We start from the raw sequence: 25607 nt of genomic DNA, 5'->3' as shown, positions 1-25607 counted from the left end.
CCGGCTCGCGGACCGGTTCCGCGGGACCAGGCGCCTACCGGCCGAGGAACTCGCCCAGCGCCCGGGCCAACTCCGCAGGGCGCTCCATGTTCGGGTAGTGGGCGGTGCCCGGCACCGTCACGAGCCGCCCGTCGGGGACCCGTTCGACGGTGTCGGTAACGATCCGCAGGTGGTCGTCGGAGTCCAGCTCGCCGACGACGCCGAGCAGCGGCACCGCCAGGGCCGGGGCACGGTCCAGGGCGTCGTCGAGGAAGCCGATCGGCGGCGGCGGTGCGGCCGGGTCCGCGGGCAGGTGGTGGGCGAGCATGTCGACGGCCATCAGCCGGACCTCGGCGAGCACCTCCGGGTCGACGTCGGCCGCGGTCCGGTGCGGTCCGGGCACGAACTCCAGGAACACCGAGATCCAGCGCTCGGCGCCGAGGTCGAGGCGGGCCTGCTCCCAGCGGGCCAGCCTGTCGAGCATCCAGGGGCCGGTCCAGGTGGGCGCACCGGCGCCGGCGCCGCTGAGCACGACCCGGTCGACGAGGTCGGGCCGCTCCAGCGCGGTGTCGACGGCGGTCCGCGCGCCCATCGAGAGCCCCACCAGCACCACCGGCCCGGTACCGAGGTGGTCCAGCAGCGCGGCGACGTCGTCGTGCGGGCGGTATCCGTCGGGGCCCGGGTCCGACGAGGCGCCGTGCCCGCGCGCGTCCGGGACGACGACCCGGTGCCGGGCCGACAGCGCTTCGACCTGCCGGGCCCACATGCGGCCGTCGAGCGCTCCGCCGTGCAGCAGGACCAGCGGCGGCCGCCCGTCGGGGTGCGGACCGGTGTCGCGGTAGGCGATGCGACCGCCCGGTACGGGCAGGAACCCCGGGACGGTACTCCGGGCGAGAGCGAGAGTCATGACACCCAAGGTGTCATGCTTCGGCCGTTTTGACAACCGAGGTGTCATACTTGCCGGGTGACCGACATCGACCGGACCGCCGAGAAGCTCGCCGAGGTGTACGTCCTGGTGGGCCCGCTCTACCGGCGCGTGCTGCACGAGGTGGAGGGGATGGCGCCGGAGAACCGGGTGTCCGTCGGGGTGCGGGCGGTCCTCGACCAGCTCCGGCGGCACGGCCCGATGACCGTGCCCGAGATCGGCCGGTCGCAGTCGCTGAGCCGCCAGTTCGTGCAGCGCATGGTGGACGAGGCCCTCGCCGCGGGGCTGGTCGAGCGGATCGACAACCCGCGGCACCGCAGATCCAAGCTCGTCGCCGCGACCGCGGCCGGCCGTGCGGTGATCGACGACGTCGTCGGGCGCGAGCACGCCCGGCTGCGGGCGGTCGCCGAGCGCCTCCCGGCCGCCGACGTCGACGCCACCCTGCGCGTCCTCGCGACGATGGTCGCCGACCTCGCCGAGGTCGAACCCGGCGGCGGGCATTGACCCCCTCGGCCCCGTGACGCACGATCCGACCGAGATCGACCCCTCACCACTGGCGGTGCCCACGCATGTCCGACACGTTCACCTTCTCCGGCCGCGACGGCACCGCCGTCACCGCCTACCGCTGGCTCCCCGGCGAGGCGGGCGACCCGGTGCGCGGGATCGTCCAGATCACCCACGGCATGGGTGAGCACGCCCTGCGCTACCTCCCCCTGGCCGAGGCGCTGACCGCCCGCGGTTTCGCCGTCTACGCCCAGGACCACCGCGGCCACGGCGCCACCGCGGGCGGGCCCGAGAACTTCGGCGTCCTCGGCGACGACGGCTGGGCCCAGCTCGTCACCGACATCGGACTGCTGTCCGCGCACGCCCGCACCGAGCACCCCGGCGCCCCGCTGGTGCTGCTCGGCCACAGCATGGGCTCGTTCGCCGTGCAGCAGTTCCTCGTCGCGGACGGGACCCCGCCGGACGCGGTGGTGCTGTCCGGCACCGCGCTGCTCGACCTCATGGAGCAGGGACTGGACCTGTCCGCGCCGCTGGACCTGTCGTCGTTCAACGCGCCGTTCGAGCAGCGCACCGGCTTCGAGTGGCTCAGCCGCGACCCCGCGCAGGTCGACGCCTACGTGGCCGACGCCCGCTGCGGCTTCGGCATCGACCTGCCCGGCACGCAGGCGATGTTCGCCGCGGGCCGGCCGCTCGGCGACGTCGCCACCCTGAAGCGGATCCCGGGCGGGTTGCCGGTCTACGTCGTCGTCGGGGACGAGGACCCGGTCAACGCCGGGCTGGCCCTGGTGCGGCCGTTGGTCGAGCGCTACGCCGAGGCCGGGCTGCACGACGTCACGCTGAAGGTGTGGCCGGGCGCCCGGCACGAGGTGTTCAACGAGACCAACCGCGACGAGGTCGTCGCGGACCTGCTGTCCTGGCTCGACCGCGTCGTCCCCGGCAAGCGGGACGCCTGAGGTGCGCGTCGACACCACCGGCGGTTTCTCCGCCTCCCCGCTCGAGACCGAGGCGGCCGCGGTCGCCGCGGAGGCCGCGGGCTACGACGCCCTGTCGGTCCCCGAGACCGCGCACGACGCGTTCGTGTCGCTGGCGCTGGCCGCCCGGGCCACCAGCCGGATCCGGCTGCAGTCCGCGATCGCGGTGGCCTTCGCCCGCACTCCGATGACGCTGGCCTACCAGGCCAACGACGTGCAGCTGCTCTCCGGCGGTCGGTTCGACCTCGGGCTGGGCTCGCAGGTCCGCCCGCACATCGAGCGCCGGTTCGGGATGCCGTGGAGCCGGCCCGCGGCCCGGATGGAGGACTTCGTCTCCGCGCTGCGGGCGATCTTCCACGCCTGGGCCACCGGGGACCGGCTGCACCACCGCGGCGAGTTCTACTCCCACACCCTGATGACCGAGTTCTTCTCGCCGGGGCCGAACCCGCACGGGATGCCGCCGGTGATGCTGGCCGCGGTGGGCGAGCGGATGACCGAGGTCGCGGGCCGGGTCACCGACGGTCTGCTGGCGCACTCGCTGACCTCGCCGTCGTACCTGGCGGAGGTGACGCTGCCCGCGCTGCGCCGCGGGCGGGGCCGGGACGACCTCACCGGCTTCGACGTCTGCCTGCCGGTCTTCACCGTCCTGGGCGCCGATGCCGACGCCCGGGCCGTGGCCGAGGCCGGGGTGCGCCGTCAGATCGCCTTCTACGCCTCCACCCCGCCGTACCGCCCGGTGCTGGAGCACCACGGCCGCGGGGCGCTCGCCGACGAGCTCAACGGGCTGTCGCGCCGGCAGGCATGGGACGAGATGGCCGGCCTCGTCGACGACGACCTGCTGGGCCTGTTCGCCGTCGCCGGGGACCCGGCAACGGTCGCCTCCGGGATCGCGGACCGCTACCGGGACCTCGTCGACCGGGTGTCGCTCTACACCCCCTACGACGCCGACCCCGCCCTGGTGCTCGACGTCGTCACCCGGCTGCGCGCGGCCTGAGCACGCACGACGGCGGCCGGTGACCCACTCGGGTCACCGGCCGCCGGTCGTGCTGCGTACTACCGCAGGCCCAGCTTCTTGGAGCAGGCCGGCCACGCCTTCCAGCCCTGGGCCTCCAGGACGTTCTCGGCGACGCGGATCTGCTCGGACTTGCTGGCGTTGTGCGCCTTGCCCGACCCACCGAAGGCCTTCCAGGTGGACTGCGTGAACTGCAGGCCGCCGGAGAAGCCGTTGCCGGTGTTGGTGTTCCAGTTCCCGCTGGACTCGCACTCGGCGAGCTTGTCCCACGTCGAGGTGGAGACGGACTGCGTCGGCGCCACGACCGCCGCGGGAGCGACCTGGGCCGAGGTCTCGGGGGCGGCCGACGCGGGCCCGGCCAGGGCGAGCGGAGCGCCGAACGCCAGGACACCGGCGACGAGAGTTCCGACGAAACGCCCACGGATGGACATGCGAGTGCTGCTCATTGTTGATCACCTGAGGTCCGGACCCACGGCTTTCCGGGCGGGCCGGTCGCGCGGGGAGCGCAGTGCCGGTGTCGACGCGAGAGGACTCGCGGCCCGCGGCCCCGTCCCGGTCCGTGCAGATCGACTGGCCGGGGACCGCGGGACGGGGCCGTGGTGGCGTGGGCGGTTCCGGCGCTTCGGTGCAGCCCGGTCCAGTGGACCGGAGCGACCACGAAGGTCGCCGACCGGCCGAGATCAGGTCAAGCGGATGACCAGTGACGTATCACACGACAATAACGGCACAGCAAATCATCGCAGCTCAGAGGCATCTTCTGCCGATCACGGAACCGACCGAAAAGGCAGCGATACTTTCGATCCGGAGATGTTCCACCGGTCTCAACGGCGCTGTACGCCCTCGGCCCGGCGCAGGGTGAACACCGCGATCCGCACGACCATCGCGTCGAGCAGCAGACCGCCGAACGACCACGCGTCGAGCCAGGCGGTCCAGTTCGTCCCCTGCGCGACGGCGAGGAGCCCGGGCACGAGGAACAGCGCGACACCGAGCCCGCCGGCGACGGCGCAGGCGAGCAGCGCCGGACCGTCGGTCCGGCGCAGCAGCAGGAGCAGCGACACGACGGCGGCCGCGGCGACGAGCCCGTCGAGCCCGGCCAGGACCGGCCCGGTGGCGCCGAACGCGAGCCGGACGTGCACGGCCGCCGAGAGCACCAGCAGCACGGTCAGGATCCGGCGTCCGGTCACCAGGCCGCGGTCGTCGCTCATGGGGCCATCCTCGCCTACCGCACCCGCAGCACCAGGAGGCGGCAGTCGACCTGCTGCCCGGACCGGTAGGGCGCGACCTCGATCGAGACGGCCTCGAAGACGTCGGCGGCGGCGAGCCGGTCGACCTCGGCACGGTAGCCACCGGACTCCCAGACGTCGTCGAGGACGGTCGCGACCAGGTACCCGCCCGGCCGCACGACCCGGGTGAACTCGGCGAGCGCCGAGGGTCCGACGTGGGCGTGGGTGAGCGTCCCGACGCAGACGACGACGTCGTAGGAGTCGTCGGGCAGTGCCAGCGCGGCGGTCAGGTCGGCCTCGCGCAAGTCCCGGTACGCCCCGGTGGCGCGGGCCCGCTCCAGCATCCCGGGCGACAGGTCGATCCCGTCGACGGTGGTCGCACCGCGCTCGCGCAGGGCGACGCCGACGAGCCCGGTGCCGCAGCCGGCGTCGAGGATCTCGCCGCCGGGGCCCGCGGCCGCGACGACGGCGTCCGCGGTGACCGCGGGCGCGACGTAGCCCTGGGCCTCACCGGAGAGGTCGGCGTCGTAGGTGGGGGCCCACTCGTCGTAGAGCGCCCGGGCGTCGGCCGGGCCGCTCAGCGAGTAGGCGCGTTCCAGATGGGGGTCGCCCCCGGTGCTCGTGGCCATCGCCCGATCATGGTGGACGGCCCGTGGGCTGTCATGCGCGCCCGAGCAACCCCCGGCGCGGCGGGTCGGCGGCGAGCAGGGAGAGCGCGCACAGCGCGCCCCAGCCGGCGGCGACCATGGTCGCCTTCTCCCTGGCGTCGCGGTCGGGGAGCTGCGAGCCCAGCACCACGAGGTCGACGACGTCAGCGCCGACCCGCACCGCGATCGCGGCCTTGAGCGGGGTGCCGGCCGGGGCCAGCGCCATGGCCAGGCCGGACGCGAGGTCGCGCCCGCCGACCGCCCGCGCGAGCAGCGTGGTGCCCGCGGACGGGGTCCGCCCGCCGCCGGACAGCTTCGTCGGCGACAGCAGCACCTCCGGCTCCGCGGCGACGGCCGCACCGTAGGCGGCGGTGGCGGCGCCCAGCAGGCGGGGGATCCAGGTCAGGTCACGACGGGGCATGCACCCGGTGTACCCGTTCCGCGGCGGTTCTCGCCCGCCCGCACGGACCGGCGACCGAGCGGCCGGTGAGCGTGCCGAGTGCGAGCAGGGCCCCCCACGGCCCGATCACCCAGATCGGCCAGAAGTACCCCCCGCCCCCGCCCAGTGCGACGGCGGCCCAGATCGTCAGGACGATCACCGCGGTCAGCGCCCACGGCCCCCAGGTCGCGGCCAGGACGACCCGGCGGGCCCGGCGCTCGCGCTCCGGGTCGACGGGACGCGGCAGCCGGGGCAGGTCCGCCTCGACGGCGGCCAGCTCGGACGCCGTGCGCGCCGCGGCCACCTGCTCGCTGCGGGTGGAGAACTCGGCGAGGTCGAGCCGCCCGTCCCCCACGTGCCTGCCGAGCCGTTCCAGTGCGCGCTCCCGCTCGGCGTCACCGATGCGTACGTCCACCACGACCACCCTCCCACTCGGATACCAGAACTATCCACTATCCGTTTCGGGAGCACAAGTCAGAGTTCGTCGAGGAAGGCCAGCGCCGCCTCCGCCGAGGTGCGCCGCCAGGCGGCCAGCATCCGGTCGAACTCGTCGCCGCCGTCCCCCGCCGCTGCGGCGCGGTCCTGTTCCGCCCGCAGCGCCGCGACGATCGGGGCCAGCTCGCGGCGCTGGGCCTCGACCAGCGCGGTCGCGTCCCGGCCGTGCCGGTGCAGCACCGCCAGCTTGAGCAGGAACTCCGAGCGCAGGTCCCGCACGTGCGGCACCGGGATGCCCAGCCACGCGTCGACGTGGCCGCGGCCGGCGGGGGTGGCGGCGTAGAGGGTGCGGGGCGGGCCGCCCTTGGTCTCGACGGCCTCGGCGGTGATCAGGCCGGCGTCGACCAGCCTGCCGATCGCCCGGTAGACGACCGGGCGCGGGATCTGCCAGACCCGGCCCAGCTCGCCGTCGGCGGCGGTGAGCGCGGCGACGGCGAAACCGTGCACCGGGCGCTCGCCGGCCACGGCCAGCACGACCCACTCGGCGAGCCCGAGCCGTGGAAGCATCGGGCCAGCGTAGGGCCTCAGCGGTGGACGGCCGCCTCGTTCCCCGCATCCCAGGAGAAGCCGCGGTCGTAGAGGAAGCGCAGCTCGGGGTCGCTCTCCAGCACGAGCCGCTGGCCGTCCCCGGTCAGCTCGACCCGGCCGTCGGGCCGGGGCGTCCAGGTCAGCTCGGCGGTCCGGACGGCGGGCTCGACCAGTGAGGTCGCGCCGGACTGCGGCGCGTTCCACTCGACCCGGATCGTCCGGTCCCCGACGGGCCGCCAGGTCCCGCGGACGACGGTGCTGTCGGCGAGCCGCCCCGAGATCCCGGCGGAGCCGGTCTGCGGGTAGCCGGGTACCGGGAGCGACGGGCCGACGTAGGTCCACTGCCCCACGGCCACGTGCTGCCAGCGGCGGTCGTCGGCGAGCCGCCCGGCGGGGGCCGTCGGGTCCTCCACGACCCGGTAGACCCCGGCGAGCGCGATGTCGGAGCGCTGGAACGGGGGCTGGAACTGCTGGAACAGCGCGCCCTGCGCGGCGATCAGCACCAGTCCGAGCACCGGGACCAGCCATCGGGTCACCCGGCGGACCCGCGGCCACGGCAGCAGCCGCGGGGACCCCTCGGTCGCCGCCGTCGGACGCCCGGCCAGGAACCGGACCACCCGTGGCAGCTCGGGGGCCGCGACGAGCGCGAACCCGACCGTCAGGGCGAGTGCGAGCTGCTTGACCGGCACGTCGTAGGTCATGTTCAGCAGGAAGACCGTGCCGAGGGCGACGGTCCCGAGCAGGCCGCCGATCCACGCCGTGCGCCGGAACACCAGCAGCAGCACGACGACGAGCTCGGCGAACCCGGCCAGGAACTGGATCACCGGGGAGTAGGCCATGAACCCCCACAGCAGCCCCATCGGGCTCTTCTCGCCGGTCATGACGAGCGCCTCGGAGTAGTCGGCCCGACCCATCTGGGTCAGGTTCAGCTTGGACCAGACGTAGGGCTGCATGAGCAGGATCAGGACGAACCGCAGCAGCGCGTGCAGCGCCCACGCCACCCGGTTCCACCACGGCCGCGGCGCCGCCGCCTCCGCCGCCCCGGCCACCGCGGCGCCGTCCACAACGTCCTCCCGCCGCACCGCGGCGTCCCCCCTCGTCCCGGTCATGGGCCGACGGTAGGGCGCCACGGCACGGTCACGGATCCCTCGTCCGACCGATCCTCGGCGCCCGGCGCTCCTCCGCGAGTGGGAGACGTGTCGCACAGCCCGTCGATGCATCGCACACAACGATCAATGGGTAGACACATGGCGATGCGGCCGTACGACCGGCCGCGCATCCCGCCGCGGCACCGGCGCCCGGCCACACCCGAACCACGGCGTCGGCAGCGACGCCACGAGGAGGAACCGTGCCCACGACCGTGTCCGCCATGAAGACCGCCGGCCCGAACAAGCCGTTCGAGCGCGGCACCGTCGAGCGCCGCGACCCGCGGCCGCACGACGTCGTCATCGACATCGCCTACGCCGGGATCTGCCACTCCGACATCCACCAGGCCCGCGACGAGTGGGGCGAGGGCATCTACCCGATGGTCCCCGGCCACGAGATCGCCGGAGTCGTCTCCGCCGTCGGCGACCAGGTCTCGCGCTACGCGGTGGGCGACCGCGTCGGCGTCGGCTGCTTCGTGGACTCCTGTCGCGAGTGCGAGACTGCCTCGCCGGTGAGGAGCAGTACTGCCTCAAGGGCGAGGTGCAGACCTACAACGGCCGGCAGTACGACGGCGAGCCGACCTACGGCGGCTACTCGACGCGGATCGTGGTCGACGAGAACTACGTGCTGCGCATCCCGGACGGCGTGGAGCTCGACGTCGCCGCTCCGCTCCTGTGCGCCGGCATCACCCTGTACTCGCCGCTGCGCCACTGGAACGCCGGCCCCGGCAAGCAGGTCGCGATCGTCGGCATGGGCGGCCTCGGCCACATGGGCGTCAAGATCGCCGCCGCGATGGGTGCCGAGGTGACCGTCCTGTCCCGCACGCTGTCCAAGCAGGAGGACGGGAAGCGGCTCGGCGCGGACCACTACTTCGCCACCGAGGACGAGAGCACGTTCAGCGAGCTGGCGGGCCGTTTCGACCTGATCGTCAACACCGTCGCCGCGCAGATCCCGGTCGACGCCTACCTCGGGCTGCTCAAGCTCGACGGGACGATGGTCAACGTCGGCGTGCCGGAGGGCCCGCTCTCGTACCACGGCTTCTCCCTCGTCGCGAGCCGCAGGAGCCTGGCCGGTTCGAAGATCGGTGGCATCCGCGAGACCCAGGAGATGCTCGACTTCTGTGCCGAGCACGGCCTGGGCGCCGACATCGAGACGATCTCCTGCGACCAGGTCGACGAGGCCTGGGAGCGGGTCGTGCGGGGCGACGTGCGCTACCGCTTCGTGATCGACACCGCGACGTTCTCCTGAGCGCTGTCAACCCGGTGGGCGTCCCTGATTGAGACGCCCGCACGCCACCGATCCGTGGAACGATCCCCGCGACGTTCCCGACGACCGTGACCGGAGGCTCACATGATCCTCATCGTGCTCAAGGCACAGATCCGCCCGGACAAGCGCGAGGAGTGGCTGACCGGCATCGCGCAGTACACGAAGGACGTGAACTCCGAGCCGGGCAACATCTCCTTCGACTACTACGAGAACTTCGAGAAGCCGAACGAGTTCGTGATCGTGGAGGTCTTCAAGGACAGCGCGGCCGGCGACGCCCACGTGAAGACCGACCACGCGCAGAAGTTCTTCGACTTCATGGGCTCGGTCGTGCCGGAGAAGCCGCTCATCAACTTCCAGAGCGAGGACGGCAAGGACGTCTGGGTCGAGATGGGCGAGGTCACCCCGCACTGACCCGACCCTCCCGACGATGCCGGCGGCCCCACGGGTCGCCGGCATCGTCGTGTCCGGGCGCAGCGAGCAGGTGGTCCGCCTGCACCGGACGGCGGAACCCGGGCGGACCGGACATCGGAACCGAGACGGTCCTTCCGGGTGATCGGGACGGGAGCGCACCGCGTCCGGGCCGGTCGGGAACGGGGTGCAGACTGACCCGGCACGGCCGAACCTTTCGTCACGCAACCTGAGCGCTCCCCACGCGTCTCCCACGGTGACGGAACGATCACGTGGCGTCGCCGCCCCGGGCGACGCGGACGAACAGGAGCACCCCATGGACACCGTCCGGCAGCGGCCCCGCCGCCTCGTCGCACTGGGCCTCGGACTGGCCACCATCGCGGGTGTCGCCGTCGCCGGGACCGCCCTGGCCGCCTCCCCCGCGGCCGAGCAGGCCCGCGCGCAGCCGCTCGTCCCCGGCACCCCCTGCTCGATCACCGCCAAGGCGTGCGTCGACCTGGACTCGCAGCGGTCCTGGCTCATCCAGGACGGCAAGGTCATCCGCGGCCCGATCGGCATCTCTTCCGGCGGCAACGGCCAGGAGACCCCGGTCGGCCACTCGCTGCGCGTCTACCGCAAGGACGCCGAGCACAAGAGCGAGGAGTCGCGCCTGCCCAACGGCGACCCCGCTCCGATGCCGTGGTCGGTCTTCTTCAACGACGGCGGCATCGCCTTCCACAGCGGCGACCCGAACCGCTCCTCCGCGGGCTGCATCCACGTCCCGCCGGCCGACGCCAAGGCGTACTTCGACTACCTGCAGATCGGCGACCAGGTGCAGGTCGTGAAGGCCTCCGAGGAGACAGCGGCCCGTAAGGGCTAGCTCGCGGGGAGTCACCGCATCGGGGGCTGCTGGGACGTCCGGCGTAACGCGGAGACGGTCGTGCGGCGACACACCGGACGTATCACCCGCACGTCCCCCGGAGCGCCCGATGGCCGAGAGCCGACCCGTCCGTCGCACGCCGATCGACCACGCCCGGCGGGTCGCCCGGCTCTCCCTCAGCGGCGGCGCACGGGCCGCCGCGGTCCCGGTGCGCGGCCTGGCCCGGCTCGGCCGCGACGCCCACGACCCCCGCTGGACCGGCCAGACCTGGCTCTGGCAGCCGGGCTGGGGGCGCCGCACGCACGACCGGCTCTACCGCAGCCCTGACCCGTACTCGATCGGGCTGTCGGCCTACGAGCAGCAGAAGTACGGCACCGTCATGGACGCGCTCGCCGGCCGCCGTTTCGACCGGGTGCTGGAGGTCGGCTGCGGCGAGGGAGACCTCTCGGTCCGCCTCGCCGGGCACACCGCGGCCCTGCTCGGGGTGGACATCTGCTCGGCCGCGGTCGAGCGGGCCGCCGCCCGGGTGCCGTCGGGGACCTTCGTCCGTCGCACGCTCCCGCACGAGATGCCCGAGGGCGACTTCGACCTGATCGTCTGCTCCGACGTCCTCTACTACTGGGAGACGGTCACGCTGCGGGTCGGTCTGACCGCCCTGCTGGACCGCCTGCGGCCGGGCGGGATGCTGCTGGCCTACCACTACCGCGGGGCGTTCGGTCAGGCCGGGACGGCCGACCGGGTGCACGAGGCGCTCGTCGCCGCCGCGACCGCCCGCGGACTGACGGTCCGGGCGCACGAGACCGTCGACGGTGTCGGTCCCGACGGCGCCGGGGCCCGCTTCGCCGTCGTCGTCCACCCCGAGGTCGCGGTGCCGTCCCCGCGCCGCCCGGAGCCGGGCGTCGCAGTCCGCGCACGTCGTTCCTGAGGGGTCGGCTGGGCCGGGTGGCGGTGCGGTCGCTGGACCGTCCGGGCGTTCTCGTCAGGTCGACGTGGACCTGTCGTGACCGGGCGGTTCCTGGTTACCGTCCGGAGCCATGACGGTCGACGCCGACGGACCCGCCGGGATGGCCGACGCACAGCGTGTGGTCACCATCCCCGAGCTGAGCGCACCGAGCTACCTGCAGGCGGTGCTGTCGATCGCCTACCGCGACGAGCGCAACAGCGTCCCGCTCACCGTCGCCACCCCGGCCGGGCTGGTGTTCGGCAACGCCGTGCACCCCTCGGCCTGGCTGCGCGGCCTGGGGGACCAGCTGCGCCGGCTCACCGCCGACGATCCGGGCAACGAGTCCGCGGCGTCGATGGCCGACATGTTCGACGAGATGGCCGGCGGTCGCGGCGACGAGCGCCCCGGCCCGGACGTCCCGACGAAGGACATCCACTGGATCTACTTCACCGACGCACTCGTGGTCCCGACCGCGGCGGGCGGGCCGAACTACGGCGAACCCGCCTGCTGGCAGGTGGCACTGCGCGACGTCACCGGCTGGACGATCGGCCTGCCGCCCGCCTGACCACCACGTCCGATGAACACCCGAACACGTGATCGCAAACTCGCAGGATCCGGACCCCGCCACAGCCTCCCTTCGCAGGTCAGACGCTCTCTACCCAGGTCAGCGGCCCATCGGCGGAGCGCAGGTGTGACGACGACCACCCGAATTCGTCCGTGAGGATGCGCCACCCCCGGGACTCCCATGTGTGTCGAGCGGATCGACAGGGCACCACCGGTGCGAACCGGCCCCCGATCCGGCCACTGTGAGGCCCGATACCGGGCCATGACCTGGAGGCACACATGAGCACCACCGAGACCAAGGCGACCAAGGCCCCGGCTGTCACCGGCACCCCGTCGGCCCTGCAGTCCGAGCACGGCAGCACCCGCATCGCCGAGACCGTCGTCTCGAAGATCGCCGGGCTGGCCGCCCGCGAGGTCAGTGGCATCTACGCCCTCGGCGGCGGCGCGGCCCGCGCGTTCGGCGCGCTGCGCGAGCGCATCCCGGGCGGCACCACCAACGCCTCGCAGGGCGTGTCGGTCGAGGTCGGCGAGAAGCAGGCCGCCGTCGACATCAACGTCGTCGTCGAGTACGGCGTCTCCATCGCCGACCTGGCGAAGGCCGTGCGCCGCAACGTCATCTCCGCCCTGGAGCGGATGACCGGGCTCGAGGTCGTCGAGGTCAACATCTCGGTCGACGACGTCCACCTGCCGTCCGAGGACGACGGCAAGGACGAGGAGCCGAAGAAGATCGAGTCCACCTCGCGGGTGGCGTGAGCGCCCGTACCGCCGCGGGCGGCGACGGGATCGTCGCCACGGGTGCGATCGACACCGACCGGATCGCCGACGCGGTGCTGGGCTGCCCCGGCGTCGCGCAGCTGCACGGCGGCCGGTTCGGTGAGGTCGCCACCTACCTGCCCGGACGCCGGGTGAGCGGCATCCGCGTGGACCCCACGGCCCCGGCCGTCGAGGTGCACGTGGTCGGTCGCTACCCGGCCTCCGTGGCCGAGATCGACCACCAGGTCCGCACCGCGCTGCTCCCGGTCGTCGGGGGCGCGCGGGTGGACGTGGTGGTCGGCGACTACGCCGGTCCCACCGAGCCGACGCCCGTCCGGCAGTCGGACTCGGCACCCGCCACCGGCGAGTTCCCGGTCCCTCCCGCGGCCACCCCCTGACCCGCCCGGACGCCCGTCCACATCCCCGGACGTCCGGTACCTCCTCGTCTCGAAGGACGTGACTGTGATGTCCCTGTCCACCAACACCCAGATCGGCCTGATCGCCGGTCTCCTCCTGGCCATCGCCGGCATCGTCGGCGGCTTCGGCGGGTTCGTCCTCGCCCTGATCCTCGGCGCGATCGGGCTCGGCGTCGGCCGCTGGCTCGACGGCGACCTCGACCTGTCCGAGCTCTCCGAGCGGTCGGGGCTGTCCGGACGCGGCCGCGACAAGGTCCGGTGAACCCGGTGAGCACCGTCGAGCCGACGGGGACGGCGACCGGGGACCCGGACACGATCCGGGCCACCCGTCTCCCCCCGCCCCCGCCGGACGACACCCCGACCCGCTCGATCGACACCGGCACGGGCTCCGCGGACGCCTCCGCCGGGACGGCCCCGGAGGACCGGGGCCGGGTTGATGTCGCCGACCAGGTCGTGCAGAAGATCGCGCTCGGCGCCCTGGAGGAGACCGAGGGCGTCGGCGGGAGCACCGGCACGGTCGGGCGGATGCTTGGCCGCGACGACGCCGACGGCCACCCGCGCGTCGAGGCCACCGTCTCCGGGCAGTGGGCTCGGATCGACGCGCGGATCTCCGTCGCCTACCCGTCCCCGGTCGCCGCGGTCTGCGACCGCGCCCGCGCGCACGTCGTGCGGCAGGTCGAGGCGCTGACCGGGCTGTCCGTCGCGCGGGTCGACGTCGTCGTCACCGCGCTCACCGTCCCGGGCGCCGCCCGCCCGGCCGGGAGGGAGCTCGAATGATCCGCCGCCCCCGCAAGTCCCTCGCCGCGGGCATCGTGGCGCTGGTCCTGCTCGCCCTCTGCGTCGTCGTCGCCGTCGCGGTCGTGCAGCTGCTCCTCGGGCAGCAGCCGATCGTCGACTTCGGCCTGCTGGGCTCCACCGTCGCCGGGTACACCGGCGCCGACGTGCCCGTGCTCGTCGCCTCCGGCGTCGTCGCGCTGGTCGGGTTGGTGCTCGTCGTGGTCGCGCTGCGGCCGGGCACGCCGACCGTGTTCCCGCTGGCCTCGGCGGACGGGGCCGAGAAGCTCGACTCCGGCATCACCCGGCGCAGCCTGAACCGGGCGCTGGCCGACGCCGCCACCGACGTCGACGGCATCACCAAGGCGTCGGTGAAGAACACCGGCCGCCGCGCCGCCGTCACCGCGCACGCCGCGTTCGGCGACCCCAGGGACCTGCGCGACCGGGTCCGCAGCGCGGTCGCGCAGCGGCTCGACGCCGTCGGACCGGCCCGCAGCCCGAAGGTCACGGTGTCCGTGACCGGCACGAAGCAGCAGGAGGCGTGATGGCCAGCGCGACCCCACCGTCCCGGCTCAACCGGACCCTGCTGTTCCTGATCGGGCTCGTCCTGCTCGCCGCGGGGGTGTTCGGGCTGCTGTTCGGCACCGGCGTCCTGCGCCAGGTGCTCCCCGGGATCGACCCGTCGGTCCCGCTGCTGCCCGCCGGTCTCACGCTGCCCGGGTGGGCGCCGTGGGTGACCCTCGCCGTCGCCGTCGTGGTCGGGCTGCTGGCCCTGCGCTGGCTGCTCGCCCAGGCTCGTCGCACGCCCCGCACCTCGGCATGGACGCTGCCGTCGGCGCAGGTCGCGGGCCGGGACGCCGGGACGACCCGGATCCACTCCGACCACGCAGCGGACGCCCTGGCCGCCGACATCGAGAGCTACGAGGGCGTCCAGCGCGCCGCCGCCGCACTCGTGGGCGACCGCCGTCGTCCGGAGATCCACCTGGACGTGACGGCGGACGACGGTGCCGACCTCGCCGCGCTGCGCACCCGGATCACCGACCACGCGCTGCCGCGGCTGCGGTCTGCACTGGACATCGAGTCCGGTCGCGCCGACCTGGTGTTGCGCCTGGCCGAGGAGAAGGCGCACTCGCGGGTGGGCTGAGCGACCGCACACCGACGACGACGGGGCCCCGGATCACCGGGGCCCCGTCGTCGTGTGCGGGTGGGTCAGCGGGACCGGTCGACGAACCCGGCGCCGGCGATCCGCAGGCCGCTGCCGCCCGCCATGCGGAGCAGCCCGGCCATGGCGATGACCAGACCGACCATCTCGAGGGTCTCCTCGGTGCCGGCCAGGACGTTGTAGGTGAAGGACTGCACGTCGCCGGTCTGCTCGAACAGCGCCCCACCGGCCGACTCCAGCCCGACCGCGCCGAGCAGGAACACCGCCGCCCCGGCGACGACGAGCCAGGCCCCCGGCCGGCGCAGCACCATCGGCAGGCACAGCACCGCGACCACCGCGACGAGCGCCACGGCCGGGATGATCCAGGCGTAGGTCAGGAAGCCGCTCGTGCCGAACGTGGTGTGGATGATCCAGCCGACCTGCTCGTGGTTCGCCGCGGTCTCGTCCATCGCGACGACCGCGCAGGACAGGCTGAGCAGGATCCAGCGCCACCGCTCGCGGCGCACCGAGTTCGCCGCGATCAGCGCGAGCAGCGCCGCGTTGGTCAGGTGCAGCGCCGAGCTGAACCAGGTCGAGATGTTCAGCTCGGTGCCCAGCCGGATCGGGGCCGGGATCTCGAAGCCGGGCCGCCCGATGCCGTAGACGGCGGCGCCGTAGTGGGCCAGCGCCAGCACGGCGACGATCGCGGCGGCGGTGCCGACGACCGGTCCGCGACGCACCAGCGCCAGGTGCGGTGCGCCGGGCGCGGCGGCCTGCGCCTGCGGTGACGGCTCCGCGGGGGCCGGGCTCGCGGCCCCGGAGGCCCCCGCGGGCCGCGGACCGGCCCCGGCGTCCTCGGTGACGCGCGGGATGACGACCGTGGCCGGGTCGTCGTCGGCGCTGTGCGCGCCGCCGCCCTGGGCGCTGCGGCCCCGGGCGAGATGGTCCTGGGCGGTCATGTCCCCTCCTCCTCACCGGCGGCCGGGCGGCATCAGCAGGCGACGTCGACTCCGACCGCAAGGTGGCTGGAAGGTAAACGAGCGTATGACCGCCGGGAAACGCCGGGTCAGCTCCAGGGGCGCGCGGAGCGGGTGCGCCAGTAGCTCTCGGCCGGTTCGGCCAGCGCGGCGAGCTCCTCGGCCACGTCCGCTGGCAGCGTGAGCTCCGCGCCCGCGAGGTTCGACGCGAGCTGGTCGGTCCCGACCGGGCCGAGCAGCACCCGCCACGCCCACGGGTTCGCCAGCGCCGCGGCGACGGCGATCCGGTCCAGCCCGATCCCGGTCCGCGCGGCCAGCGCCGCGGCCGCACGGGCCCCCTCGGTGCCGTCCTCACCGCCCGGGGCGAGCCTGCCGTTGGCGAAGACCTCCTTCAGGATCACCCGGGCTCCGGTGTCGGCGGCCTCGGCCAGCGCCGGACCCACCGAGGGTTCGAGCGGGTTCCAGGTGCTCTGGAACGAGGTGAACAGCGGCTCGCCGTCCACCCGGACCTCCAGCGCCCGGCGCACCGCGTCGGCCTGGGCGGGGCCGGAGGTGGAGATCCCGACCCGGATCCCCCGGTCGCGCAGGTGGGCCATCGCGCGGTGGACGCGCTCGTCGTCGAGGACGCCGGTGTCGAGCGTCGCGGAGTGCACGTGGTAGATCCCGAGGTGGTCGCCGAGCAGCTGGTGGCTCATCGCGTACTGCTCGGTGAAGGCGTCGAGCGAGTGGTCCTTGATCTCGTGGGTGTCGGCGTCGGTCCGCCACCCGCCCACGTAGCGGTAGCCCCACTTCGAGCCGATCTCGACGGGGTCCTCGCCGCCGGTCACCCCGGGCCGGTCGGCGAGCCAGCCGGCGAGGAACTCCTCGGCGCGGCCGTAGGAGCGGGCGACGTCGACGTAGCGGACGCCCGCAGCGTACGCGGCGTCGAGCAGGGCACGGGAACGGTCGCGCAGGTCGGCGACGTCGCGGGCGTCGCCGAGCTCGGCGGCGCGGCCGGAGGTGATGTAGGCGGGGCGGGCGATCGCGGCCAGGCCGAGACCGAGACGGTGGGCGGGGGCGGGCATGCCCCCAGCCTGCCCCACCCGACGCCGGCGCCCCACCCGACGAAACACCTGTTGCACGCCGCTGGCGGCCGGTACCGTCACCCGGCATGACCGACGCGCCGTCCGCCGGCTGGGTCCTGCTGCTCGCGCAGCTGCCCGCCGCGCCCTCGAGCCCACGGGTCACGCTGTGGCGCCGGGCCCGCGCCGCGGGCGCGGTCGGCCTCCAGAACGGCGCGTGGGTGCTGCCCGCGACCGACGAGCACCGCACGTTCCTGGAGGGGCTCGCGACCTACGTCCGCGAGGCCGGCGGCACCGCGTTCGCCCTCGACGTCGCCGCCGGGAGCAGCGACGAGGGCATCGTCGCCCGGATCCGCGCCGAGCGCGGCAAGGAGTTCGCCGAGTTCACCGAGCGCGGCGAGGCGCTGCTGGCGGAGCTGGCGAAGGAGTCCTCCCGGGACAACTACTCCTTCGCCGAGCTGGAGGAGAACGAGCAGGACCTGGAGCGGCTCACCCGCTGGCTGGCGACGATCTCGTCGCGGGACTTCTTCCCCGACGAGCGTGGCAAGGACGCCGAGGCCCTGCTCGACCGCTGCCGGCACGCACTCGATGCGTTCACCGCCGCCGTGTACCGCGCCGAGGGCGTGGCCCCCGACCTGCCACCGCGTACGGACTGAGGGCCGTGGGCAGCCGGTGAGCACCGGGGCGCACGCCGCGACCGGCGCGGCGGTGGTGGACGACCTCGGCACGGACGCCGTGCGGGGTCTGACCGACGCCGAGGCCGCGGCCCGTCACCGGCGGCACGGCCCCAACCGGTGGGTGGTCCCGCGCCGGGTCACCTTCCTGCGGGTACTGGCCGACGAGGTCACCGAGCCGATGATGCTGCTCCTCGCGGCGATCGCGGTGCTCTACGGCGTCTGGGGCAGGTTCGACGACACCGTCGCCGTCGTCGTGATCATCGCGGCGGTCGTCGGGGTCGAGGTGTTCGCCGAGTTCCGGGCGAAGTCGGTCATCGCCTCGCTGGGCGAGCTCACCGCCCCGACGACGCCGGTGGTGCGCGACGGGAGCACCGTCTCTGTCGATGTCACCGATGTCGTGCCCGGCGACCTCGTGCCGCTGGCCGCGGGCTCGCGGGTGCCCGCCGACCTGCGCCTGGTCGAGTCCTGGGGGCTGCGCGTCGACGAGTCGACCCTCACCGGGGAGCCCGTCGCCGCCCCCAAGGACGCCGCCAGGGTGCTGCCCGGCGACGCCGCGCTGGCCGAGCGGACGAACCTGGTGTTCGCGGGGACGACGGTCGTCGCGGGGCGGGCCCGCGGTGTCGTCGTCGCGACGGGGACGGCCACCGAGCTCGGCACGCTGACCGGGCTCGTCGTCGCCGGGCGACCGCCCCGGACCGCGCTGCAGCAGGCCATGCGCGAACTCGCGGGCAGCCTCGCGACGCTGGCGATCGCGTTCAGCGTGCTCGTCCCACTGATCGGGGTGCTGACCGGTCGGCCGTGGCGGGAGATGGTACTGACCGGGCTCACCCTGGCCTTCGCGACGGTCCCGGAGGAGCTGCCGATCATCGTCAGTCTGGTGCTCGGGCTCGGCGCGCACCGGCTGTCCCGGCGACGCGGGCTGGTCCGGCGGCTGCGCGCGGCGGAGGCGCTCGGACTGGTGACGGTGCTGGCCACCGACAAGACCGGCACACTCACCCGCAACCGGATGGCCGTCGCGCGGGTCGAACCGGCTCCGGGCACGGACGGCGACACCGTGGTCGCCCTCGGCGCGGCCTGCACCGAGACCGCCCCCGAGCCCGACGGCGGCTGGTCCGGCGACCCGACCGACGTCGCGTTCCTGGTCGCCGCCCGCGACCGTGGCCTGCCCACGCCCGCCGAGCCGGTCGCCCGGTTCCCGTTCGACCCCGGCCGGGAGACGATGACCGTCGTCCTGCCCGCCGGCCCCTCCGGCACCGCCACCGTGGTGACCACCGGCTCGCCGGAGTCGGTGCTGGCCCGGTGCGCGGCGCCGTCGCCGGAGACCGCGGGCCGGGTCGCGGTGCTCGCCGCCCGCGGCCTGCGCGTGATCGCGGTGGCGAGCAGGCCCGCGCCGCAGGTCCCGGCGACGGTCGGCGACGCCGAGCGCGACCTCGTCCTCGCCGGGCTCGTGGCGCTGTCCGACCCGCCGCGCCCGGGTGCCGCCGAGGCCGTCGCCGCCGCACGACGGGCCGGGGTGCGAGTGGTGATGCTGACCGGGGACCACCCCGCCTGTGCCCGGGCCGTCGCCGCCGAGGTCGGCATCGACCCCGACCCGGTGCTGACCGGCCGCGACCTCGACGGTCTCGACGACGCGACGCTTGGCCGCCGCCGTCGCGTCGACGCCGGTGTTCGCCCGGGTCACGCCCGCGCACAAGCTGCGCCTGGTCACGGCGCTGCAGGCCGGCGGGGAGGTGGTGGCGGTGACCGGGGACGGCGTGAACGACGCCCCCGCGCTGGCCCGGGCCGACGTCGGGGTGGCCATGGGCTCGTCGGGCACCGACGTGGCCCGCGAGGCGGCCGGGCTCGTGCTGGCCGACGACGTCTCCACCCTCACCCGTGCCCTGCACGAGGGCCGCACGCTGCACGGGAACCTGCGCAAGGGCGTCGCCTACTACCTGGCCTGCAAGGCCGGGCTGGTCGCGACCGTCGCCGCCGGGGTGCTCACCGGGATGGCCGTGCCGTTCACCCCGATCCAGATCGTGGTGCTGGAGATGTTCATGGACATCGCGGGCAGCGCGACCTTCGCCGCGGAACCCGCCGAGCGCGACGCCATGACCCGCCCGCCACGCGACCCGGGCGCACGCTTCCTGGACCGGGCCCTGCTCGGCGACCTCGCCGCGGGGGCCGTGGCGCTGTTCGTCGCCGTCGGCGGTCTGTACCTGGTGACCGCCTCGCAGACGGTGGCGTTCGTGGCGTGGCTGTCCGGGCACCTGGCGCTGGCCTGGGTGATGCGGACCGAGCGGACACCGGTGCTGCGGTCGGGTCTGTTCGCGAACCGGTTCCTGCCCTGGTGGACGGCGGTGACCGCCGCGGCCGTGTGGGTGGCCACGACGGTGCCGGCGCTGCGGGAGACGCTGCGGCTGACCCCGCTGACCGGTCCGCAGTGGATCGCGGCGGTGCTCGTGCCGGTGGCCGCGGTCGCGGTGCTGGAGCTGCGCACGGCCCGCCGGCGGCGGGCCGCCACGGCACGCCCGGCGGGGTGATCCGTGCTAGACCACCGGTCGTGAACGGATCGGTCCTCTCCCGCCCGGCCCCCGAGCCGCCCCGTGTCGTCGCCGTCGGCGACGACCCCGACCAGGTCATGGACCTGTGGCCGGACGGCGGGCCAGGCCGCCCGCTGGTCGTGCTGGTGCACGGCGGGTTCTGGCGGCCTCGGTTCGACCGGGTACACCTGCGGTCGACGGCGGGTGCGGTGAACGCGCTGGGGCTGCCCGTCGCGTCCCTGGAGTACCGCCGGGTGCCCGGCGACCCGGACGCGACCGTCGCCGACGTGCTCGCCGGACTGCGGGCCGCCCACGCGATCGCCGGACCGGTCGTCGCGGTGGGGCACTCGGCGGGCGGGCACCTCGTGCTGCACGCCGCGGCCGTCGAGCCGTCGCTGATCAGGGCGACGGTGTCGCTCGCCCCGGTCGCGGACCTGGCGCTGGCCGACGCGGAGAACCTCGGCGACGGCGCGGTCCGCGCCTATCTCGGCGGTCCCGCGGCCGGGCGCACCGACCTGGACCCGGCGGCGGGCCCGACCCCGCCCGGACCGGTGACGATCGTGCACGGCGACGCCGACGAGCGCGTCCCGCCGGCCGTCTCCCGCTCCTACGCCGGCCGGCACCCGTCGGTACGGCTGGTCGAGCTGCCCGGCTGCGACCACTTCGCGGTGGTCGACCCGCTGTCGGCGGCCTGGCGGACGGTGACCCGGGAGATCCTGGCGGCGGCGACGTGAGCGCGCCCGGCGGCCTGCCCCGTCACCAGCTGACGATGACCGTGCTGATGACGCCGGACATGGCGAACTTCTCCGGCAACGTCCACGGTGGCGCGATCCTGAAGCTGCTCGACCAGGTGGCGTTCTCGTGTGCGAGCCGCTGGGCCGAGACCTACGTCGTGACGCTCTCGGTGGACCGGGTCCGCTTCCGCGAGCCCATCTACATCGGCGAGCTCGTGACGTTCCAGGCGTCGGTGAACCACACCGGGCGCAGCTCGATGGAGGTCGGCATCCGGGTCACCACGGAGAACATCACCGAGCGGACCCAACGGCACGCCAACAGCTGCTACTTCACGATGGTCGCGATGGACGAGCACCGGCGTCCGGTCCCGGTCCCGGAGCTGGTCCCGTCGAACGACACCGAGCGCCGTCGCCGGGACGACGCGCGCCGGCGTCGCGAGGTGCGCCGGGCCGGGGGCTGACCCCGGACACGACAGTGCCCCGGGACCACGTCGTCCCGGGGCATGTCGAGGCGCGGAGAGATCAGTTGATCGAGTCGCCCGCGCCGGAGGTCTGGCCGCAGCTGTCGGACTGGTCGGTGGCCGAGTCGCCGGAGACGGCCTTGGCCTTGCCACCCAGGCCGAGGGCCCCGGTGATGCCGCTCAGCAGGTTCGCGTCCTCGACCGGGACCTGCACGCCCAGGACGTTGACCGGGATGTTGTTGTTGCAGAGCTGGATCGGCACGTTGATGTTGTTGCCGCTCAGACCACCCGCGAGCAGGCCCTTGGCGTCCTTGTCGATGTGGCCCGACTCGTGCTTGCCGTGGTGCTTGGCGGAGTCGCCCGCGTAGTCGCCGGCGAAGGCCAGCGGGGAGACGGCGAGCAGGGACGCGCCGGACGCCGCGACGATGATTCCGGCCTTCTTCAGCACAGTTCTTCTCCTGATGAGGTGTCAGGGCCGTGGTGAAGGCCCCGTTCCATGTCGGCACGCTGACAGAAAAGGGGGGAGCCCGTGCCGACTGGCTGCGAATCTAGCAAGGCGGGAGTGCCCGAACAATTCTTCTACCACCATCGGGTGGCCGAATTACTTTCCGTTCGGATACTCCCACGATGGGGTCGGATGTGATCGGTGCGAAACGCCCGGAACGCCACCCGAACCGGCGACGACGACCACGGCGGGTACCCACAGGTCCCCACCCCGGACACGGACGTGTCCCGGAGCCACGGAGGCCCCGGGGCACGTCAGCGAGAGGATCCGGTCAGTTGACCGAGTCGCCCGCGCCGGCCTCCTGGCCGCAGTTGTCCGACTGGTCGGGGGCGGAGTCGCCCGACTTGGCCTTGCCCTCGCCCAGGATGCCGGCGCCACCGGTGAGGCCGTTGGCCGCAGCCGCGTCCTCGACCGGAACCTGGACACCCAGGACGTTGACCGGGATGTTGTTGTTGCACGCCTGGACCGGAACCTGGGCGTTGTTGCCGTTCAGGCCGGCAACGAGGCCCTTCGCGTCCTTGTCGATGACGCTGTCCGAGCCGGCGAACGCCAGCGGCGACAGGCCGATCAGGGCGACGGCGGACACGGCGGCGACGAAACCGGCCTTCTTCTTCTGCACAGTCTTCTCCTGGTGAGTCACGGATCCATGCGGATCCGGGCACGTGCCGGTCCGACGACAAAGGGGGGAGCCCGAACCGGCTGAGGAGAACGATAGGGGGCGGAAAGCGCACGGATCAACCCGGGAAACACCATCGTGGGGAACAATCACCGAGGGTCGGTTATTCACACGATACGGTTTCGTCGCCGAGTCGGCCGTTCTGCACGACGACGGGGCGGAAACCGGCGCCCCGGCCTCCCGGCCGACGCCGACCGGCGGGTCGGGAACCGACAACACGTCCTGGACCCTGACACGGACGGCCGGCCCGTCGACCGTGTCACCGTGTCATCGTCACGCGGACGCGACCCGGCCGAGCCTCAGCGCCGACACCAGGAAGAAGACACCACCGAGCAGGGCGTAGCCGGCGACCCCGGTCAGGGACGCCTCGCCGCCCGAGGCCATCAGCACGAACGAAGCGCCCGCGACGACCGAGAGGGACCCGCTCGCGATCATGGCCCCCTGGCCGCCCGCCGCACGGCGCCGCAGGGCGACGACGAGCTGGGCGACCCCGGCGACGACGGCCCAGGCACCCCAGACCCGCAGCACCGCCGGCACGCCCGAGCCGAGGACGACGACGAGCCCGACGGCCGCGAACCCACCCAGGACGATCGTGGCGTACAGGCCCGGGGTCACCCCGGTCGCACGCGAGGAGCGGGCGTCGATCACGGCCGCGGCCACGTCCACCAGCGGGTAGAGCACCAGCAGCGCCGCGGTCAGCGGGCCGACCTCCGCTGCGTTCGGCAGCAGCAGCGCCGCCCAGAGCAGCGCGAACGCGAACCGCGCGAGGTACAGGCGCCGGAGGGCGACGGTGCCGTCGACCGGTCCCGGGCGGGGGGTCCGCACGGTGCGCCGACCGGTGGTGGGCGAGCTCGGCATGATGCCTCCTGGAGAGAGAAAGACCGTTCTTCCTATGCACCCGAGCATGCACGCCCGACTCGTCGTAAGCAAGACCGATCGTTCTTTCTGCTAACGTGGGGCCGTGGCTGCACCGACACGCACGACGTCCGGGGCCGGGCACTCGGAGGCCCGCGAGCGGCTGCTCGCTACGGCGAGCGGGCTGTTCTACCGCGAGGGCATCCGGGCGGTCGGGGTCGAGCGGATCCTCGCCGAGACCCCGACCACGCGCGCCACGTTCTACCGGCACTTCCCCTCGAAGGAGGCGCTGGTCGTCGCCTACCTGCGCGGCGTCGACGCCCACACCCGTGCCACCCTCCAGGACGCCGTCGCCTCGGCCGCCACCCCCGACGACGCCGTCCGCGCCGTCGGCACCGCGCTGGTGGACGACCTGACCGGTGCGGACTTCCGGGGGTGCGCGTTCCTCAAGGCCGCGGCCGAGTTCCCCGACCCGGAGGACCCCGTGCGCCGGGTCGTCGCCGAGCACCGCAGCTGGTACGTCGCCAGCCTCACCGAACTGTTCGCCCGGGTCTTCGGGGCCGCACCGGGACGCGGGCGGCCCGAGCACGCGGCCCAGCACTTCCTGATGATGCGCGACGGGGCCATGGCCGGTGCCGACATCGACGGGGCGGGCCACGTCGGCGCGGCGTTCCGGCGCGGACTGGAGGGGTTGCTCACGCTGACCCACTGAGGTCGGCGATCGCGGGCCTGCTGCACCCCGCAGTCGGTGCACTCCGCCGGGCCGAAAGGACGGCCATCCGACGCCAGGCAGGGCGATGTGCGGCCGCCGGCGCGGCTCGTCGACAGGGCCGGGACGACACGCCCCGGCATCACGTGCGCAGAAGTGCCACGAGCGCGTCGGGCCGGTCGAGGGGCACGATGTGCCCGCAGTCGTCGAGCAGGTGCCCGTCCAGAACGTCGGTGACCCCGCGCAGCTGGTTCTCCAGCGCGCGACCGACCGACGCGGCGCCGACCGCGGTCGTGGGCACGGTCAACCGGGCCTCGGCCACCGCCGCGGCGAGCTGGCGTCCCGTCTCGGGCAGCGCCCGGTAGACGGCGAGCGCGCAGCGGAGGGCGTCCGGGCGCGCGAACGTGTCGGCCATCGCGGCCCGCAGCTCCGGACGGATCCCGCGCCCGCGGGTGCCCTGGTCGAGGAACCACCCGGCGTAGGCGGCCTCGTTCCCGCGCAGCACGCTCTCCGCCAGCCCCGGGACCCGGTGGAATCCGAACCACCACGGGGGTCCGCCCTCGAAGAACTCCTCGGCGCCGGGGAGTGTCCCCAGGGTCGACTCGACCAGCACGAGCCGCGCGACGAGGTCCGGGCGGCGCAGGGCGAGCAGGAACGCGGCGGGGACACCGGCGTCGATCGCCACCACGACCGCCGGCGCGGCTCCGAGGGCCACGACCAGCTCCTCGAGGTCGCGGGACAGGGTTCCCGCGTCGAGCCCCTCGGCCGTGCGGGTGCTCGCCCCGAACCCGCGCAGGTCCGGCACGACGACCCGGTGGTCCACCCGCAGCGCGTCGCGCACCTCGGACCACACCAGGCCGGTGTGCGGGAAGCCGTGCACGAGCACCATCGGCGGCCCCTGCCCCACCTCGTCGACGGCCAGCTCGACCCCGTTGACGGCGACCATCCGCGCGACGACCTCCCAGTCGGTAACTTCTGGTGACCAGATCACCTAAGCTCACCGACCATGGAGGCGGAAGACGGCACGTCGACGGCACCTGGTGAGCCCGGGGTGACCGACCCCCGTCGCGGGGACCTGTTCTCCCCGGACTGCCCCACCCGTCGCCTGCTCGACCGGCTCGGCACGAAGTGGACCTCGATGGTGGTCGGATCGCTGGCCGACGGCGGGGAGTTGCGGTTCGCCGAGCTGCGACGACGCGCACCGGGGATCTCCCAGAAGATGCTGTCCACGACGCTGCAGAACCTCGTGCTCGACGGCCTGGTCGCCCGCCGCGTCGAGGACACCGTTCCGCCACGCGTGCACTACCGGCTCACCGAGCTCGGTGCCTCCCTCGAGATCCCGCTCTCCGCGCTGCGCGAGTGGGCGCAGCAGAACATGGCCCGCATCGACGACCACCGCACACGGACCGAGGCGTCCCGCACGGGCCGATGAGCACG

33 protein-coding genes and 2 pseudogenes are annotated in these 25607 nt (G+C 74.1%); 21 read left to right on the top strand and 14 right to left on the bottom strand.

From position 1 onward, the window contains the following. Nucleotides 1-34 precede the first annotated feature (34 nt). Nucleotides 35-886: an alpha/beta fold hydrolase gene (locus tag KPL59_RS19355; RefSeq protein WP_226361601.1), complete on the bottom strand. Its 852-nt coding sequence runs from the start codon at nucleotides 884-886 to the stop codon at nucleotides 35-37. 57 nt (nucleotides 887-943) lie between these two features. On the opposite strand from KPL59_RS19355, the gene KPL59_RS19350 reads away from it, so the two are divergent. From KPL59_RS19350 to KPL59_RS19340, 3 genes are all read left to right on the top strand, one after another. Beyond that, nucleotides 944-1408 (top strand): MarR family winged helix-turn-helix transcriptional regulator, encoded by a 465-nt coding sequence (locus tag KPL59_RS19350; protein ID WP_226361600.1) that lies wholly within the window; start codon nucleotides 944-946, stop codon nucleotides 1406-1408. Nucleotides 1409-1473: 65 nt separating this feature from the next. After that, on the top strand, nucleotides 1474-2361 hold the full coding sequence (locus KPL59_RS19345) for an alpha/beta fold hydrolase (protein ID WP_020627415.1): 888 nt from the start codon (nucleotides 1474-1476) through the stop codon (nucleotides 2359-2361). Between the two features lies 1 nt (nucleotide 2362). Beyond that, entirely contained in the window at nucleotides 2363-3373 is a 1011-nt protein-coding gene (locus KPL59_RS19340) for a TIGR03617 family F420-dependent LLM class oxidoreductase (protein ID WP_226352750.1), read from the top strand. 59 nt (nucleotides 3374-3432) lie between these two features. Here KPL59_RS19340 and KPL59_RS19335 read toward each other — a convergent pair whose 3' ends face one another. The 7 genes from KPL59_RS19335 to KPL59_RS19305 form a co-directional block, all read right to left on the bottom strand. After that, a complete protein-coding gene (locus KPL59_RS19335; RefSeq protein ID WP_308187918.1) occupies nucleotides 3433-3837 on the bottom strand; it encodes a transglycosylase family protein in 405 nt (134 codons plus the stop codon). Between the two features lie 375 nt (nucleotides 3838-4212). After that, nucleotides 4213-4596, bottom strand: coding sequence for a hypothetical protein (locus KPL59_RS19330; protein ID WP_226361599.1), 384 nt, complete (start codon nucleotides 4594-4596; stop codon nucleotides 4213-4215). A 14-nt stretch (nucleotides 4597-4610) separates the two neighbouring features. Continuing rightward, on the bottom strand, nucleotides 4611-5243 hold the full coding sequence (locus KPL59_RS19325; protein WP_226361598.1) for a class I SAM-dependent methyltransferase: 633 nt from the start codon (nucleotides 5241-5243) through the stop codon (nucleotides 4611-4613). 31 nt (nucleotides 5244-5274) lie between these two features. Beyond that, the gene (locus KPL59_RS19320; RefSeq protein ID WP_226352747.1) at nucleotides 5275-5682 is read right to left on the bottom strand and encodes a hypothetical protein; all 408 of its coding nucleotides are present in this window, start codon (nucleotides 5680-5682) and stop codon (nucleotides 5275-5277) included. Next, nucleotides 5669-6118: a DUF1707 domain-containing protein gene (locus KPL59_RS19315; protein WP_226361597.1), complete on the bottom strand. Its 450-nt coding sequence runs from the start codon at nucleotides 6116-6118 to the stop codon at nucleotides 5669-5671. Before KPL59_RS19315 ends, KPL59_RS19320 begins: the two co-directional genes overlap by 14 nt. 56 nt (nucleotides 6119-6174) lie before the next feature. Then, nucleotides 6175-6702 (bottom strand): PadR family transcriptional regulator, encoded by a 528-nt coding sequence (locus tag KPL59_RS19310; RefSeq protein ID WP_075309553.1) that lies wholly within the window; start codon nucleotides 6700-6702, stop codon nucleotides 6175-6177. Between the two features lie 17 nt (nucleotides 6703-6719). Beyond that, entirely contained in the window at nucleotides 6720-7832 is a 1113-nt protein-coding gene (locus KPL59_RS19305; RefSeq protein ID WP_226361596.1) for a hypothetical protein, read from the bottom strand. A gap of 260 nt (nucleotides 7833-8092) precedes the next feature. On the opposite strand from KPL59_RS19305, the pseudogene KPL59_RS19300 reads away from it, so the two are divergent. From KPL59_RS19300 to KPL59_RS19250, 11 genes and pseudogenes are all read left to right on the top strand, one after another. Next, nucleotides 8093-9117: pseudogene (locus KPL59_RS19300) on the top strand (NAD(P)-dependent alcohol dehydrogenase). Between the two features lie 102 nt (nucleotides 9118-9219). Then, entirely contained in the window at nucleotides 9220-9546 is a 327-nt protein-coding gene (locus KPL59_RS19295; protein WP_020627426.1) for a putative quinol monooxygenase, read from the top strand. A gap of 313 nt (nucleotides 9547-9859) precedes the next feature. Beyond that, complete coding sequence (locus KPL59_RS19290) at nucleotides 9860-10402, top strand: L,D-transpeptidase (protein WP_020627427.1); 543 nt, start codon at nucleotides 9860-9862, stop codon at nucleotides 10400-10402. Between the two features lie 109 nt (nucleotides 10403-10511). Further along, nucleotides 10512-11327, top strand: a complete 816-nt coding sequence (locus KPL59_RS19285) for a trans-aconitate 2-methyltransferase (protein WP_226361595.1) — start codon at nucleotides 10512-10514, stop codon at nucleotides 11325-11327. Between the two features lie 109 nt (nucleotides 11328-11436). Then, nucleotides 11437-11910 carry a hypothetical protein gene (locus KPL59_RS19280; protein ID WP_075309545.1) on the top strand — a complete coding sequence of 158 codons (474 nt, stop codon included), beginning with the start codon at nucleotides 11437-11439 and terminating at the stop codon, nucleotides 11908-11910. Between the two features lie 278 nt (nucleotides 11911-12188). Beyond that, on the top strand, nucleotides 12189-12662 hold the full coding sequence (locus KPL59_RS19275; protein WP_020627430.1) for an Asp23/Gls24 family envelope stress response protein: 474 nt from the start codon (nucleotides 12189-12191) through the stop codon (nucleotides 12660-12662). Continuing rightward, complete coding sequence (locus tag KPL59_RS19270; RefSeq protein WP_226352262.1) at nucleotides 12659-13060, top strand: hypothetical protein; 402 nt, start codon at nucleotides 12659-12661, stop codon at nucleotides 13058-13060. Before KPL59_RS19275 ends, KPL59_RS19270 begins: the two co-directional genes overlap by 4 nt. Before the next feature lie 67 nt (nucleotides 13061-13127). Further along, nucleotides 13128-13340, top strand: a complete 213-nt coding sequence (locus KPL59_RS19265; RefSeq protein WP_020627432.1) for a hypothetical protein — start codon at nucleotides 13128-13130, stop codon at nucleotides 13338-13340. Nucleotides 13341-13345: 5 nt separating this feature from the next. Next, nucleotides 13346-13855, top strand: coding sequence for an Asp23/Gls24 family envelope stress response protein (locus tag KPL59_RS19260; protein ID WP_226352263.1), 510 nt, complete (start codon nucleotides 13346-13348; stop codon nucleotides 13853-13855). After that, the gene (locus KPL59_RS19255; protein ID WP_020627434.1) at nucleotides 13852-14397 is read left to right on the top strand and encodes a DUF6286 domain-containing protein; all 546 of its coding nucleotides are present in this window, start codon (nucleotides 13852-13854) and stop codon (nucleotides 14395-14397) included. Before KPL59_RS19260 ends, KPL59_RS19255 begins: the two co-directional genes overlap by 4 nt. Next, nucleotides 14397-14996 (top strand): alkaline shock response membrane anchor protein AmaP, encoded by a 600-nt coding sequence (locus tag KPL59_RS19250; RefSeq protein ID WP_226352264.1) that lies wholly within the window; start codon nucleotides 14397-14399, stop codon nucleotides 14994-14996. The genes KPL59_RS19255 and KPL59_RS19250 overlap by 1 nt, the downstream gene beginning before the upstream one ends. 65 nt (nucleotides 14997-15061) lie before the next feature. Here the strand turns inward: KPL59_RS19250 and KPL59_RS19245 are convergent, their stop codons facing one another. Both KPL59_RS19245 and KPL59_RS19240 read right to left on the bottom strand, forming a co-directional pair. Beyond that, the gene (locus KPL59_RS19245; protein ID WP_226352265.1) at nucleotides 15062-15952 is read right to left on the bottom strand and encodes a hypothetical protein; all 891 of its coding nucleotides are present in this window, start codon (nucleotides 15950-15952) and stop codon (nucleotides 15062-15064) included. A gap of 107 nt (nucleotides 15953-16059) precedes the next feature. Continuing rightward, nucleotides 16060-17034 carry an aldo/keto reductase gene (locus tag KPL59_RS19240; RefSeq protein WP_226361594.1) on the bottom strand — a complete coding sequence of 325 codons (975 nt, stop codon included), beginning with the start codon at nucleotides 17032-17034 and terminating at the stop codon, nucleotides 16060-16062. A gap of 86 nt (nucleotides 17035-17120) precedes the next feature. Here KPL59_RS19240 and KPL59_RS19235 point away from each other — a divergent pair, with 86 nt between their 5' ends. The 5 genes and pseudogenes from KPL59_RS19235 (at nucleotide 17121) to KPL59_RS19220 (ending at nucleotide 21425) form a co-directional block, all read left to right on the top strand. After that, on the top strand, nucleotides 17121-17687 hold the full coding sequence (locus tag KPL59_RS19235; protein ID WP_020623834.1) for a Chromate resistance protein ChrB: 567 nt from the start codon (nucleotides 17121-17123) through the stop codon (nucleotides 17685-17687). Continuing rightward, nucleotides 17620-19236, top strand: a pseudogene (locus KPL59_RS37750) (HAD-IC family P-type ATPase); the annotation flags it as partial. The gene KPL59_RS19235 and the pseudogene KPL59_RS37750, both read left to right, overlap by 68 nt. A 109-nt stretch (nucleotides 19237-19345) precedes the next feature. Continuing rightward, nucleotides 19346-20230, top strand: coding sequence for an HAD-IC family P-type ATPase (locus tag KPL59_RS35840; protein WP_255677197.1), 885 nt, complete (start codon nucleotides 19346-19348; stop codon nucleotides 20228-20230). 20 nt (nucleotides 20231-20250) lie between these two features. Next, nucleotides 20251-20964: a S9 family peptidase gene (locus KPL59_RS19225; protein ID WP_226361593.1), complete on the top strand. Its 714-nt coding sequence runs from the start codon at nucleotides 20251-20253 to the stop codon at nucleotides 20962-20964. A 35-nt stretch (nucleotides 20965-20999) separates the two neighbouring features. Next, the gene (locus tag KPL59_RS19220) at nucleotides 21000-21425 is read left to right on the top strand and encodes an acyl-CoA thioesterase (protein WP_043282665.1); all 426 of its coding nucleotides are present in this window, start codon (nucleotides 21000-21002) and stop codon (nucleotides 21423-21425) included. A gap of 61 nt (nucleotides 21426-21486) precedes the next feature. Here KPL59_RS19220 and KPL59_RS19215 read toward each other — a convergent pair whose 3' ends face one another. The 3 genes from KPL59_RS19215 to KPL59_RS19205 all read right to left on the bottom strand — a co-directional run bounded on the left by KPL59_RS19215 (nucleotide 21487) and on the right by KPL59_RS19205 (nucleotide 23464). Further along, the gene (locus KPL59_RS19215) at nucleotides 21487-21873 is read right to left on the bottom strand and encodes a hypothetical protein (protein ID WP_226361592.1); all 387 of its coding nucleotides are present in this window, start codon (nucleotides 21871-21873) and stop codon (nucleotides 21487-21489) included. A gap of 328 nt (nucleotides 21874-22201) precedes the next feature. Next, the gene (locus KPL59_RS19210; protein WP_226361591.1) at nucleotides 22202-22549 is read right to left on the bottom strand and encodes a hypothetical protein; all 348 of its coding nucleotides are present in this window, start codon (nucleotides 22547-22549) and stop codon (nucleotides 22202-22204) included. A gap of 330 nt (nucleotides 22550-22879) precedes the next feature. Beyond that, nucleotides 22880-23464: a hypothetical protein gene (locus KPL59_RS19205; RefSeq protein ID WP_226361590.1), complete on the bottom strand. Its 585-nt coding sequence runs from the start codon at nucleotides 23462-23464 to the stop codon at nucleotides 22880-22882. A gap of 103 nt (nucleotides 23465-23567) precedes the next feature. Here KPL59_RS19205 and KPL59_RS19200 point away from each other — a divergent pair, with 103 nt between their 5' ends. Continuing rightward, nucleotides 23568-24173: a TetR/AcrR family transcriptional regulator gene (locus tag KPL59_RS19200; protein WP_226361589.1), complete on the top strand. Its 606-nt coding sequence runs from the start codon at nucleotides 23568-23570 to the stop codon at nucleotides 24171-24173. 139 nt (nucleotides 24174-24312) lie between these two features. Here KPL59_RS19200 and KPL59_RS19195 read toward each other — a convergent pair whose 3' ends face one another. Beyond that, nucleotides 24313-25116, bottom strand: coding sequence for an alpha/beta fold hydrolase (locus KPL59_RS19195; protein WP_226361588.1), 804 nt, complete (start codon nucleotides 25114-25116; stop codon nucleotides 24313-24315). Nucleotides 25117-25221: 105 nt separating this feature from the next. Between KPL59_RS19195 and KPL59_RS19190 the strand changes: the two genes are divergently transcribed. Next, complete coding sequence (locus KPL59_RS19190) at nucleotides 25222-25602, top strand: helix-turn-helix domain-containing protein (RefSeq protein ID WP_226361587.1); 381 nt, start codon at nucleotides 25222-25224, stop codon at nucleotides 25600-25602. The last annotated feature ends 5 nt before the right edge of the window (nucleotides 25603-25607 follow it).

The organism is Pseudonocardia sp. ICBG1142 (genome assembly GCF_020496255.1).
Lineage (GTDB): Bacteria > Actinomycetota > Actinomycetes > Mycobacteriales > Pseudonocardiaceae > Pseudonocardia.
The sequence above is the reverse complement of the archived record's forward strand: the minus strand, read 5'-3'. Positions and strand labels throughout refer to the sequence as shown.

Bases quoted from the DNA above. Each gene is read 5' to 3' on its own strand.
- KPL59_RS19355 (WP_226361601.1), bottom strand. From the start codon at position 886: ATGACTCTCGCTCTCGCCCGGAGTACCGTCCCGGGGTTCCTGCCCGTA.
- KPL59_RS19345 (WP_020627415.1), top strand. From the start codon at position 1,474: ATGTCCGACACGTTCACCTTCTCCGGCCGCGACGGCACCGCCGTCACC.
- KPL59_RS19335 (WP_308187918.1), bottom strand. From the start codon at position 3,837: ATGAGCAGCACTCGCATGTCCATCCGTGGGCGTTTCGTCGGAACTCTC.
- KPL59_RS19330 (WP_226361599.1), bottom strand. From the start codon at position 4,596: ATGAGCGACGACCGCGGCCTGGTGACCGGACGCCGGATCCTGACCGTG.
- KPL59_RS19325 (WP_226361598.1), bottom strand. From the start codon at position 5,243: ATGGCCACGAGCACCGGGGGCGACCCCCATCTGGAACGCGCCTACTCG.
- KPL59_RS19320 (WP_226352747.1), bottom strand. From the start codon at position 5,682: ATGCCCCGTCGTGACCTGACCTGGATCCCCCGCCTGCTGGGCGCCGCC.
- KPL59_RS19310 (WP_075309553.1), bottom strand. From the start codon at position 6,702: ATGCTTCCACGGCTCGGGCTCGCCGAGTGGGTCGTGCTGGCCGTGGCC.
- KPL59_RS19305 (WP_226361596.1), bottom strand. From the start codon at position 7,832: ATGACCGGGACGAGGGGGGACGCCGCGGTGCGGCGGGAGGACGTTGTG.
- KPL59_RS19295 (WP_020627426.1), top strand. From the start codon at position 9,220: ATGATCCTCATCGTGCTCAAGGCACAGATCCGCCCGGACAAGCGCGAG.
- KPL59_RS19290 (WP_020627427.1), top strand. From the start codon at position 9,860: ATGGACACCGTCCGGCAGCGGCCCCGCCGCCTCGTCGCACTGGGCCTC.
- KPL59_RS19285 (WP_226361595.1), top strand. From the start codon at position 10,512: ATGGCCGAGAGCCGACCCGTCCGTCGCACGCCGATCGACCACGCCCGG.
- KPL59_RS19280 (WP_075309545.1), top strand. From the start codon at position 11,437: ATGACGGTCGACGCCGACGGACCCGCCGGGATGGCCGACGCACAGCGT.
- KPL59_RS19275 (WP_020627430.1), top strand. From the start codon at position 12,189: ATGAGCACCACCGAGACCAAGGCGACCAAGGCCCCGGCTGTCACCGGC.
- KPL59_RS19265 (WP_020627432.1), top strand. From the start codon at position 13,128: ATGTCCCTGTCCACCAACACCCAGATCGGCCTGATCGCCGGTCTCCTC.
- KPL59_RS19255 (WP_020627434.1), top strand. From the start codon at position 13,852: ATGATCCGCCGCCCCCGCAAGTCCCTCGCCGCGGGCATCGTGGCGCTG.
- KPL59_RS19250 (WP_226352264.1), top strand. From the start codon at position 14,397: ATGGCCAGCGCGACCCCACCGTCCCGGCTCAACCGGACCCTGCTGTTC.
- KPL59_RS19245 (WP_226352265.1), bottom strand. From the start codon at position 15,952: ATGACCGCCCAGGACCATCTCGCCCGGGGCCGCAGCGCCCAGGGCGGC.
- KPL59_RS19240 (WP_226361594.1), bottom strand. From the start codon at position 17,034: ATGCCCGCCCCCGCCCACCGTCTCGGTCTCGGCCTGGCCGCGATCGCC.
- KPL59_RS19235 (WP_020623834.1), top strand. From the start codon at position 17,121: ATGACCGACGCGCCGTCCGCCGGCTGGGTCCTGCTGCTCGCGCAGCTG.
- KPL59_RS19220 (WP_043282665.1), top strand. From the start codon at position 21,000: ATGACCGTGCTGATGACGCCGGACATGGCGAACTTCTCCGGCAACGTC.
- KPL59_RS19205 (WP_226361590.1), bottom strand. From the start codon at position 23,464: ATGCCGAGCTCGCCCACCACCGGTCGGCGCACCGTGCGGACCCCCCGC.
- KPL59_RS19195 (WP_226361588.1), bottom strand. From the start codon at position 25,116: ATGGTCGCCGTCAACGGGGTCGAGCTGGCCGTCGACGAGGTGGGGCAG.